This is a genomic window from Pseudotamlana haliotis (genome assembly GCF_008806375.1).
Taxonomy (GTDB): domain Bacteria; phylum Bacteroidota; class Bacteroidia; order Flavobacteriales; family Flavobacteriaceae; genus Pseudotamlana; species Pseudotamlana haliotis.
In genome coordinates, this window is record NZ_WAAT01000047.1 from 16,808 (window position 1) to 28,709 (window position 11,902).

Annotated in this window: 8 protein-coding genes and 1 pseudogene; 7 read left to right on the forward strand and 2 right to left on the reverse strand. The window is 35.2% G+C overall.

The window, feature by feature from the left end:
• The first annotated feature begins 53 nt into the window (after window positions 1-53).
• The 4 genes from F6U93_RS11070 to F6U93_RS11085 all read left to right on the forward strand — a co-directional run bounded on the left by F6U93_RS11070 (window position 54) and on the right by F6U93_RS11085 (window position 4,549).
• Entirely contained in the window at window positions 54-734 is a 681-nt protein-coding gene (locus F6U93_RS11070; protein ID WP_150939780.1) for a hypothetical protein, read from the forward strand.
• On the forward strand, window positions 731-1,936 hold the full coding sequence (locus tag F6U93_RS11075; RefSeq protein WP_150939782.1) for a DUF4350 domain-containing protein: 1,206 nt from the start codon (window positions 731-733) through the stop codon (window positions 1,934-1,936). The genes F6U93_RS11070 and F6U93_RS11075 overlap by 4 nt, the downstream gene beginning before the upstream one ends.
• A gap of 2 nt (window positions 1,937-1,938) precedes the next feature.
• A complete protein-coding gene (locus F6U93_RS11080) occupies window positions 1,939-2,982 on the forward strand; it encodes an AAA family ATPase (RefSeq protein ID WP_150939784.1) in 1,044 nt (347 codons plus the stop codon).
• Between the two features lie 241 nt (window positions 2,983-3,223).
• Window positions 3,224-4,549, forward strand: coding sequence for a DUF58 domain-containing protein (locus F6U93_RS11085; RefSeq protein ID WP_150939786.1), 1,326 nt, complete (start codon window positions 3,224-3,226; stop codon window positions 4,547-4,549).
• Between the two features lie 194 nt (window positions 4,550-4,743).
• Here F6U93_RS11085 and F6U93_RS11090 read toward each other — a convergent pair whose 3' ends face one another.
• Entirely contained in the window at window positions 4,744-5,223 is a 480-nt protein-coding gene (locus F6U93_RS11090; protein ID WP_150939788.1) for a Dps family protein, read from the reverse strand.
• A 140-nt stretch (window positions 5,224-5,363) separates the two neighbouring features.
• Here F6U93_RS11090 and F6U93_RS11095 point away from each other — a divergent pair, with 140 nt between their 5' ends.
• Window positions 5,364-6,302, forward strand: coding sequence for a LysR family transcriptional regulator (locus tag F6U93_RS11095; RefSeq protein ID WP_150939790.1), 939 nt, complete (start codon window positions 5,364-5,366; stop codon window positions 6,300-6,302).
• Between the two features lie 127 nt (window positions 6,303-6,429).
• On the opposite strand, the gene F6U93_RS11100 is transcribed toward F6U93_RS11095, so the two are convergent.
• Complete coding sequence (locus tag F6U93_RS11100; protein ID WP_150939792.1) at window positions 6,430-6,624, reverse strand: hypothetical protein; 195 nt, start codon at window positions 6,622-6,624, stop codon at window positions 6,430-6,432.
• 285 nt (window positions 6,625-6,909) lie between these two features.
• Between F6U93_RS11100 and F6U93_RS11105 the strand changes: the two genes are divergently transcribed.
• On the forward strand, window positions 6,910-9,939 hold the full coding sequence (locus F6U93_RS11105; protein ID WP_150939794.1) for a T9SS type A sorting domain-containing protein: 3,030 nt from the start codon (window positions 6,910-6,912) through the stop codon (window positions 9,937-9,939).
• Window positions 9,940-10,033: 94 nt separating this feature from the next.
• A pseudogene (locus tag F6U93_RS14665) lies at window positions 10,034-11,902 on the forward strand (hypothetical protein); the annotation flags it as partial.

Below are 11,902 nucleotides of genomic sequence, written 5' to 3' on the forward strand. Positions count from 1 at the left end.
ATTCAGTTTTACTTTTTATTTTGATGTTTTGTGGCATTCAAAAGGTTTCTGGTATGAATGTACTTCAAGAACCTGAACAAATTAGGCATTTTGATGACACTTTTAAAAGCCGTTACTCTGATTCTCGATTTGATTATGAAGGACGAGCCGTGGTGCGACGCGTAAAACAAGGCAGTGGTGAATATGACGCTTACCAAAAAGGCGGTCAAAAAGGCAAAGAACTAGAAGACATAGACCCTGAAGAAGATAACAATGAAGACCATTTCAGTATAAACCTTGGTCCTATTGATTGGTTTTTCTATATAGCCATTATCGCGGCCGTTATCTTTTTAGTCCATTTAATTCTTAAAGAAGGTGGCAGCAGTTTATTCACTTCAAAACGAAATAAATCGGTTACTATAGATGATGATATAACCGCTGAAAACATTGAAAATGCAGATATTGAAACCTTAATTAAACAGGCCGAAAAAGACACAAACTATCGCTTAGCTATTCGTTATTACTACTTGTTGGTTTTAAAAACACTTAGTCTAAACAATCTTATAAAATTTGAAGATGATAAAACCAATGCTGAATATTTAAGTGAACTTCATAACACCAAATTAGACAAAGACTTCGGGTATATTTCCTATTTATACAATTACATCTGGTATGGTGAATTTCCTTTAGATATAGACAGCTACAATAAAGCGAAAAGCAATTTCAATAACTTTCTAAAACGGGTAAAATCATGAGAAAAATTTTACCAATAAGCCTTGTTATAGTCACGTTAGTTCTTGTAGCCGCAATAGTTTCGAGTATTTCCAGAACCAAAACCGTCGATTGGGCAGAATCGTTTAACGAGCGTAGCAACAAACCCTACGGTACGAGTATTTTATATAAAGAACTTCCTAAACTATTCAAAGATTATAAAGTTAGAACCGTTTACCATCAACCTGACAGTTATTTAAGTGCACATTCCGCAGACATGTATGGTGAATTTATTGCTGAAGGCAGTTATATTATCATTGGAAATTCAGATTACTTAACAGACTCTTCATCTAATGAATTATTACATTTCACCAGCTCTGGAAACACCCTTTTTATTTCCGATTATAGCTTTCCGCAGAAAATATTAGACACATTAAACATCGAATTAAAATTTATAGAAAACAAAAAAGACAGTATTTCAAGCTTGTCTTTAAAAGGCATTGGCATTGACGCTATCAAAATTGATAAAAATATTGGAGACTATTATTTTTCAGATTTCAACAAGGAAAACTACACCGTATTAGGACATTCCAAAATTGATTACAAACATGTTAATTTTTTAAAAATTCCGTTTGGAGCAGGTACTATTTACCTCCATACCGAGCCTAAAGCTTTTACTAATTACAATCTATTAAAGGAAAATCGCTATCAATATACCGAAGGCGTATTATCTTACTTACCTGAAAACGACATTTTCTTTGATTCCTTTACAAAGCTACAAACACCTTACTATGCTGACGTTGAAAAAGATTCAAATCTCAAATGGTTTTTAGAACAACAGGCCTTTCGTTGGGCTTGGTATACAGCCTTGATTTTTGGTGTTTTATTCATGATTTTTAATGCCAAACGTAGGCAGCGTATTATAAAAATCATCACGCCTTTACAGAACACCTCAGTGGCTTTTGTAAAAACCGTTTCTAACCTGTACTTTGAAACCAAAGACCACAAAAACCTTATTGATAAAAAAACCACTTACTTTTTAGAAAAAATTAGAACCGATTTTCATTTAAACACCAGTAAATTAGACGATGAGTTTATAGAGAAACTAGCCGCTAAATCTGGTAAAAAAAATGAAGAAGTCAATGGATTGATAAATTACATCAGCTGGCTAAAAACAGAGCATGAAGTAGATGAAGCCCAACTGATAAAACTTAATAAACTTATAGAAGCCTTTAATTCAAAATAATTATGGACGAAAACACAACACCCGACCCGCATCAAAATGATGTTACAAACACTAGCGAAACGACAGCGACCAATAATTTGCAGTTTCAAAGTCGTTTAGATTTATCTGAATTACACCAAAGTGTTCAAAACATAAAAGCTGAAGTTAGCAAGGTGATTGTTGGCCAAACCGATATGGTTGATATGCTTATCGCCGCTCTTTTAGCAAAAGGTCATGCTCTTATTGAAGGGGTGCCCGGTGTTGCAAAAACCGTAACCGCCAAACTATTAGCCAAATCATTGAGTGTTGGTTTTAGTAGAATTCAGTTTACGCCAGATTTAATGCCTAGTGATATTTTAGGAACGTCGGTTTTTAATTTAAAAAACACTGAATTCGAGTTTAAAAAAGGGCCGATTTTCTCTAACATGATTCTTATTGATGAAATAAACCGTGCCCCTGCCAAAACCCAAGCCGCTTTGTTTGAGGTGATGGAAGAACAGCAAATCACCATTGATGGCAATAAGTTTAAGTTGGATGCTCCTTTTATGGTTTTAGCGACTCAAAACCCTGTTGAACAAGAAGGAACTTACCGTTTACCGGAAGCGCAATTAGACCGTTTTTTATTCAAAATTGATGTTGATTACCCCAATTTAGAGGAAGAAATTGAGATTATTAGTCGGGAGCACGCTTTAAAGGACAAGATAAAAACTGAAGAAATCACCTCGTTTTTAACGGCCGAACAAATTGTAAATTATCAAAATTTAGTCACGCAAATTCTTGTTGAGGAACATCTCATCAAATACATTGCACAACTCATAGTCGCTACCCGAAGTAATCAGTTTTTATATTTAGGGGCTTCGCCAAGGGCTTCTATTGCGATTTTAAAAGCCAGTAAGGCTTTTGCTGCTATGAGCGGACGAGATTTTGTGACCCCAGAAGATATTAAACGTGCAGCCATTCCGGTATTACACCATCGTGTGATTGTGACCCCAGAACGTGAAATGGAAGGCGTTTCAAGCAAACAAATTATAAATCAAATTATTGAAACCGTAGAGATTCCTCGCTAACGCACTATTACGAGTAGGAGCTATGACAGAAGTTATTTCACAGAGATACACAGGGAACGCACAGAGGGACGCAGAGAACTGTTTCTCGCGGAGACGCTAAGACGCAAAGGAAAACACGTTAATACAATCTGTGAAAATCAGTGAAATCTGTGTCTAAAAACCTTGAGAGACTCTGTGAAATCTTTGTGAATCTCAGCGCAACAGCAAACAACAAAATAAACAGCAACCAATAACAAAAAAAATGTTTAAACCATTCTACATACAGCCTCGTTTTTTCTACGCCGGTATTGGCATTGTGGTTTTATTTGCTCTGAGTTATTTCTTGCCCTTTCTATTTATCGTGGCACAGCTGTCAATTTTGATATTGGTCGTATTATTCATTCTTGATATTCTTATTCTTTTCCTTGGAAAAAATAACATTGAAGCTTCTCGAATTTTACCTGATAAGTTTTCTAACGGCGACCAAAACTTGGTTGATATTCAAATAGAAAACCGCTACCCTATCACGATTCATCTAGAAATTATTGACGAAATTCCGGAGCAGTTTCAGGTTCGTGATTTTAAAATTAGTAAAACAATCGATTCTCGGAAATCAGATTCCTTCAGTTACCAATTAAAACCTACTGAACGTGGACTTTATCAATTTGGAAGTTTGAATATTTACGCGGCTTCCGTTTTAAAAATAGTCGCCAAGCGCTACACTTTTAACGCCGGAAGCGAAATACCAACCTACCCGAGTTTTAAGCAACTAAAAAAGTTTGAACTTTTAAACATTAATAAAAACTCCTTAGACTATGGTTTGAAAAAAGTACGTCGTTTAGGACATTCCATGGAATTTGAACAAATAAAAGATTATGTCTCGGGTGATGATTTACGCACCATAAACTGGAAGGCCACAGCTAAGAAAAACCAACTGATGGTGAATCAGTTTCAGGATGAAAAATCGCAACCTGTTTATTCTATCATTGATAAAGGTCGCCTCATGAAAATGCCTTTTAATGGCTTGAGTTTATTAGACTATGCCATAAACGCATCTTTAGTTATTAGTAATGTTGTTCTAAAAAAACATGATAAAGCCGGTCTGTTTTCTTTTTCAAAAAATATTGAAAATGTGGTGATTGCAGAACGTCGAAATTCCCAAATGCGCCTCATCTTAGAAGCGCTCTATAATGTGAAAACCGATTATTTTGAAAGTGATTTTAGCCGTTTATACGGAAGTGTTAAAAAACACATTACCAATCGTAGCCTGCTTTTAATGTACACAAATTTTGAAACCTTAGACGCGCTTGAGCGTCAATTGCCTTATTTAAAAGCCATTTCAAAAAGTCATTTACTGGTGGTTATTTTCTTTAAAAACACTGAAGTTCACCAAATGATTTCAAATAAAGCTGAAACCATACAACAGGTTTATGATAAAGTTATTGCTGAAAAATTTGAGTTTGAAAAACGTTTAATCGCCAACGAACTTAAAAAATACGGCATCCACTCTATTTTAACTACTCCTGAACACCTAACAATCGATACCATTAATAAGTATTTGGAAATTAAGGCGCGTGGGATGCTTTAAAGATACGCTTCGTCAACCTGAACTTTATTCAGGTTCTCATAATCATAGTCAACATTATATTAAAATTCTCAAATTAAAGATTCAGCGAAATTAAACGTGTTCTTCAAAACATCATTAAATACCTTAAAAATAAAATAGCATAAAAAAAGGAACCCAAATTTGAGTCCCTTTTTTCGCTATTAATTTCTTCTTCACTATACTGTTTCGCTTAACCAAGCTTTCATCATCCAAACGGTTTTTTCTTGCTCAGTAATAAAGTCACTCATCATCGAGTTGGTTCCTTCATCATCAGCATCACCAGATTTCTCTAAAAGGTCGCGCTCAATTTTAAGTAATTCTGATAGAGAATCTACAATTAAACGTACCGCTAAATCATCTTTAGAAACATTTTTTCCTACCGGTACTTGCGCTTTCGCGGAATAATCCTCAAAGGTATGTAACGGCGTTGCTCCTAAAGTTAAAATACGCTCAGCGATTTCATCAACTTTGGTGTTTGCATCGGTGTATAACTCTTCAAATTTCACGTGTAAATCAAAGAAGGCTTTCCCTTTAATATTCCAGTGAATACCTCTTAAATTTTGATAATATAATTGAAAATTAGCTAATAAATGGTTCAAATCTTCAGCTAAAGCTTGTGTTTTTTCTGTGTCTAATCCAATACTATTCAATGCCATTGTTTCTTTATTTTTAATGTTGTTCTTATAAATTTAAATGATCCTTGCTGTAAGCACTACAAATTTAATTTATAATTAACAGCTCCTTCAATAAGTTTTATTGATTGTTTTTATAATTTTATAACCTAAATTGATAGCGCATGACGATTACCCAATTGTATTATGTTTTGGCTGTGGCCGAAAACCAAAACTTCACAAAAGCTGCCGAAAAATGTTTTGTTACGCAACCCACATTAAGTATGCAAATTCAGAAACTTGAAGACCAGCTTGAAGTTCAAATTTTTGATCGTTCTAAAAAGCCTATTGAACTCACCGAGGTGGGTAAAAAAATTGTAACACAAGCTAGGAACATTGTTAATGAGTCCTACCGTATTCAAGATATTGTAGATCAGCAAAAGGGTTTTATTGGTGGTGAATTTAAGTTGGGCATCATCCCTACCATCATGCCTACCCTGCTTCCTATGTTCTTAAAAACCTTCATAAAAAAACACCCAAAGGTGAAGCTCAAAATTGAAGAGCTAACTACCGAAGAAATTATAACACGCATTAAAGAAGGACATTTAGATGCAGCTATTGCAGCAACCCCATTGGAAGATGAGAATATTAAAGAACGTGTACTTTATTTCGAACCTTTTGTAAGTTATATCCCTAGCGGTCATCGTTTATACACTAATAATAAAATTGATGTTTCGGACTTAGACGTAGATGATATGTTGCTCCTCGAAGACGGACATTGTTTTAGAGACGGGGTCCTTAATTTATGTAAGGTTTTTAAAAATCATATCGATGACAAATTTCAACTGGAAAGTGGCAGTATTGAAACTTTAATCAAACTCTCTAACGAAGGCTTAGGTATGACCTTGCTACCTTACTTACACACCTTAGACATCAAAAGTAACGAAGCAAAAAACTTACATTATTTTAATGAGCCTACGCCTGCTCGAGAAGTGAGTATCATTTACCATAAAAGCGAACTCAAAATGCAAATTATTGAGGCGCTTCAGGATGTGATTTCAGGAATTATTCGTGGCGCTATAGCTTTTCAAAACGTTCAGATTGTTAGTCCGTTACCAAAATAAATCATATGGTTTGAAGAACCATTTCTAATTATAGTCATATAACAAGAATTTTTACAGACAAAATTCTTAAAAACTTTCAAGGGTATAGTAAAGGCATAAAAAAAGCGACCAAATAGTCGCTTTTTTTTTATTTTAAATAAATTAAACACTGGTTTAATTCTGGATTTTGATGTATTAAAGAAAGTATAAATATTTTCAGTTCTTCAATTTCATATGGTAATAATCTTTGTAATGCTTTTTGCACTTCTTTGCAAAACAGGTTGGAATCAAAACTCACTTTATCAAGCACAGTTTTAGTGTACTCCATCATTGCTCTAGCCATAATTTCTTAAAAGTTTAGGTTGTGTAATAGTAGATTTGTTAAATAGGCTTATTTACTTTTTTTAAAAAATAACTTTCTAAATTTAGTAAAAAATTACGTACCTCAAGTCCAATTAATCATATTTTAACATTAACATAAAGCATAAGCAACCTCTTACAGTAAATATGATTCCCCTTAAGTCACTGACTTTAAACGATAAGATCGCTTTTTTTACATATAGGTTTATTATATATTTGTAAGCAATTAATAAGTAGCATCCTCTCATTTACTTTTTTATCCTAAGCCATGAATGACATTAAATTACTTACAGCAATTTCGTTTTGCTTTATTTTTAATTTAGGATTTTCTCAAACCGGACCTGGAGGCGTGGGCACCAATGATGGTTCTTCAGACCTTGTTATGTGGTACCGTACTGATAACGGTATAATTTCCACAGGAACCGATGTTGGGGGCTGGGAAAATTCAGCAGGTTACACAGAACATGACATGAGTCAAGATGGAGCTACTATGCCCCAATTAATATCCAGCTCATTAAATGGCTATGATGAGATTGAGTTTGACAATAATGGAATACTACAAACTGGAAAGAATTTATTAGAGCCTAACAACTTCGTTACCACTGATGCCTCATCATTCACCTTCCTTAAAACAAATAATACAACAAGATCTAGACCTTATGGTACACTACCAAAAAGCACCAGTCAACGGTATGCCTCACACATCGCTTGGAATGATGGAACTGTTTATTTCGACACAGGAGATATAAGCAGCCCGGCAAGAATGCAACTTTCACAAACTGGTTATGATAGTTATTCATCATGGAATTTTAATTCCAACAGTTCAACAGGAAGACAACTATATAGAAATGGAGATCTTATTGGAAATTTAGCGGACTGTAGTACTTACAATGCTCATTCCAGCCAATGGTTTGCATTAGGTAAAGATTTTGATGGTAACATGACCGAATTTATTCTATTTAATAAAAAAATTAATGCTGCAGAACGTATTATAATAAACAATTATTTGTCTGCGAAGTATGACACAGCCTTAAGTGCAACTGCTAATGATTACTATACTCAAGATGACAATGCTAACGGCGATTTCGACCATAATGTAGCTGGTATTGGACAGGCAAGTGATGGTAGCAATCATACCGATTCTCAAGGTACTGGAATTGTTAGAATAAACAATCCTTCTAATTTGAATAATGATATGTTTTTATTCTGGGGTGAAGAAACAAAAGATCCAACCTATGATTTTAGTGTAAATACAACTAATTATACAGAACAACTAAACTCTAAATGGCGCGTGAGTAAACGAGGAAGTATTGACGATCTTACAGTAACTTTTAATTTGGATGAGATCATTTTAACTGGAGGTGCGGTAACTTCAAGTTGCCCAGACCTTGAACTTATTGTGAGTAACGACTCTAATTTTTTACCATCAAATACAACAACGTATAGTCTAACTAATGACACTGTCAACAATACGGCCACCGCAAACTCAGTAAACTTTACAGATAGTGATTATTTCACAATACGATATGCCAATCAAATTGTTTGGGATGGTTCAAGTTTCACTGGAGGTTCTGGAGCTGGAGGCGCTCCTAGTTCTGCTGATTCTTGCTTAAAATTTTTAGTTTTGAGTGGTACAGCAACCTTAACAGAAGATGCACACGTTAGAGAAATAGAAGTACTTTCAGGAGCTACTTTAGCAGTTAACGATGGCTTTCTGCTAGAAACCGAAAATAGAATTATCCTTAACGGTACTTTAAACCTTCTAGGAGAAGCCCAACTCATCCAAAATCATACAGGGCCAGATGTAAACTTAGGAAGCGGCCAATTCACTATAAGGCAACAAGGTACGACCAACTTCTATAATTATAATTATTGGTGCTCACCCGTAAATACTAATTCTACAACAAAAACATGGCAAATAGATGAGCTGGAGGATACTAGTGGCCCTATAAGTTTCACAACCAATTTGAATGCAGATCCTTCCACCAGCCCTATCACCCTAAGCAGTAGATGGTTATACGAATTCAATGGAACTACAGATAATTATTATGATTGGAATAAAATTTCGGAAGACATACCCTTGAATATGGCTGATGGATTTACCCTAAAAGGCTCAGGTGCTTCAGGAACCGAGCAAGAATATATCTTTAGAGGCATGCCAAACAATGGAGATCATACGGCGATAGCATTCTCTGGGAACGATTTCTTAACCGGAAATCCTTATCCTTCAGCAATAGATGCAGACCTATTTATAGCTGACAACTCCTCTGTAATTGATGGCACACTCTATTTTTGGGAGCACTTTGACACCAATAACAGCCATTATTTGAAAGACTATGAAGGCGGGTATGCTACGTACAATCTAATGATGGGAACCCCTGCAGTATCTACAGCTACTGAAGCTCAGCCAGACAACTCTGGTTTAACGAGCGGTGTTGGTTCTGCTACTAAACCTGCTCCAACGAAATATATTAGTGTTGGACAGGGCTTTTTTGTAACTATTATCAGTAACGGAGGCATTGAATTTAACAACGGGCAACGTGCTTTTGCAAGAGATTCTGATGGAGGAAGTATTTTCTACAAAACCGCAAGTAATAAAAGTCAATTAAACAGTGATGAGAGAACCAAATTATGGTTTTCTTTTACAGAACCTCAAAACGGAACTAAAATTTTAGGGCTGGGGTACGACCCTACCAACGCCACTTATCATTACGACAATGGTTATGATGCTATCACTTTTGATGAATTCAAAAACGACGCTTATTGGGTTTTAAATGATAAAAAGTTAGTCATTCAGGCATTGCCTTCAATAAATTTGGAAGATCAATTAACGCTTACTGTGAAAGCTACAGATGCCGGAATTTATAAATTTGCTATTGATGACTCGCAGAATGTTCCTGATGATTTAGATATTTATTTGAAAGACGACCTTACAGAACGCTATTATGACATTAAATCAAGCACCGCTGAAATCTCATTATCAAGCGGATTGTATGAAAATCGTTTTTCTATCGTTTTTCAAGATGCCCAGACTTTAAGCAATGAAGATGAAGCCTTTAATTCGATTTCGGTTTCTTACGATAAAACCAATAAAACTCTAACTTTAAATCGTATAACGGACTTAAAAAGCATCAAATCTCTAAAAATATACGATACGATGGGTAAAAGTTTACTGAGCGTAAAGTCACTGGAGAGCAACACTATAGACTTATCAAGCTTTAGCGATGGCATATACGTTTTAAGCCTTAAAACAACAGACCATGCATCTGAAAAATCTATTAAATTCATAAAATATTAAAACATTTTTCAAACAGCATTAAAGTTAGCCCTTATACACTTACTAGTGCTACCAAATTAAGTCAATAACCTCCTTCTATAACTCTCATTCATTTATGAATTACTTAAGAACTTTAATAATTTTAACTATATGTGTTTTTACTAAAATAGCACATTCACAAACTGGCCCAGGAGGAGTTGGTAGCAGTATCTCCAATGGGCTATGGTTAAAAGCTGACAATCTAATACTCTCAAACAATTCACCCGTTATAAATTGGCCTGATGACTCTGGGAATAACAACGATGCATCTGCTATTGCTGGAGAGCATCCCTTGTTTTCAGCCACCAGTAGTTTAAACAACATGCCAACTATTGTACTTGACGGTGTAGATGACATCATGTCTGTTGCCGATGCAGATATACTAGATGGCACAAGTGGCATCACGTATTTTTCAGTATTAAGACCTCGTAATCTTGATAACAGCCCTAGAGGTATTTTAGGTAAACGAATTTCTTATGAAAAAAAAGCTGAGTATGCTTATACTTGGTTTTTTTTTACAAATAATTACCTCTATCTAGATATTAACACTGAAAACAATAGGGTTGAAAGTAAACCTAAAAGCTTTACCAACAATACTAATTATATTTTACAATTAAATTACGATGGTACTTTAACTGATGCAAATCTCCGATCAAAAATGTATAACGGACAAGTATTAATAGCTGAAGAAAAAGAAACCTCTACTGCCTTAATCAACAGTAACCAAGATTTGGTTATAGGGGCTTTAAATAAAAATTACAGTGCCTATCTAGGGGCAGAGGTAGCCGAAATTATACAATATAATTATGCGCTCAATAGTACTGAACGTATTATTGTGAACAACTACCTTTCCGCTAAGTATAATATAGCTTTAACCTCTGAAGACTATTATACTCAAGATCAATCTGCTGCTGGTAATTTCGACTATAATGTCGCTGGTATTGGCCACGCCCTCAAAGGTAATAAACATACAAATTCTCAGGGTACTGGTATAGTAAATATCTATAATCCTAATGATTTAGATAATGATGAATTTCTTTTTTGGGGTGAACAAACTAAAGACCCAACATACGATTTTAGTAGAAATTTAACCAACAATGCCGAGCAATTAAATTCTTTATGGCGTGTAAGTAAAAGAAATGATCTAGGAACAGTTTCTGTGTCTTTTGATCTAAACAGTATCATACTAACTGGAGGTGCGCTATCTGCTACATGCCCGAACTTGGAACTTATATTAGGAAGTGACTCTAATTTAACCAACCCTACCGCCTATAGCCTTAGCATAGATACGGCAAACAACACAGCCACAGCCATAGGTGTTAATTTTACCGATGGTGATTATTTCACCATACGCTATGCTAATCAAATTGTCTGGAACGGAACCAGTTTTAGTGGAGGTTCAGGAGGTTCAGGAGAACCTACCACCAGTGACTCTTGCTTAAAACTACTCATTTTGTCAGGAGGTAGCCCTGCTAATTTAATTACCACTGCTCATGTAAGAGAAATTGAAATCGAGTCTGGAGCCACGTTAAATGTGCAAGGTGTCTTACTTGAATCTGTAGATAGAATAATAAACAATGGCTCAATTGACTTGTTAAATGAAGCGCAACTCATCCAAAACCATACAGGCGCAGATGTAAACTCAGGAAGCGGCCAATTCACTATAAGGCAACAGGGTACGACTAACCTCTATAATTATAATTATTGGTGCTCACCTGTAAATACTGTTTCTTCAACAAAGACATGGCAAATAGATCAGCTGGAGGATGCTGATGGCCCTATAAGTTTCACAACCAATTTGAATGCAGACCCTTCCACCAGCCCTATCACCCTAAGCAGTAGATGGTTATACGAATTCAATGGAACTACAGATAATTATTATGATTGGAATAAAATTTCGGAAAACATACCCTTGAATATGGCTGATGGATTTACCCTAAAAGGC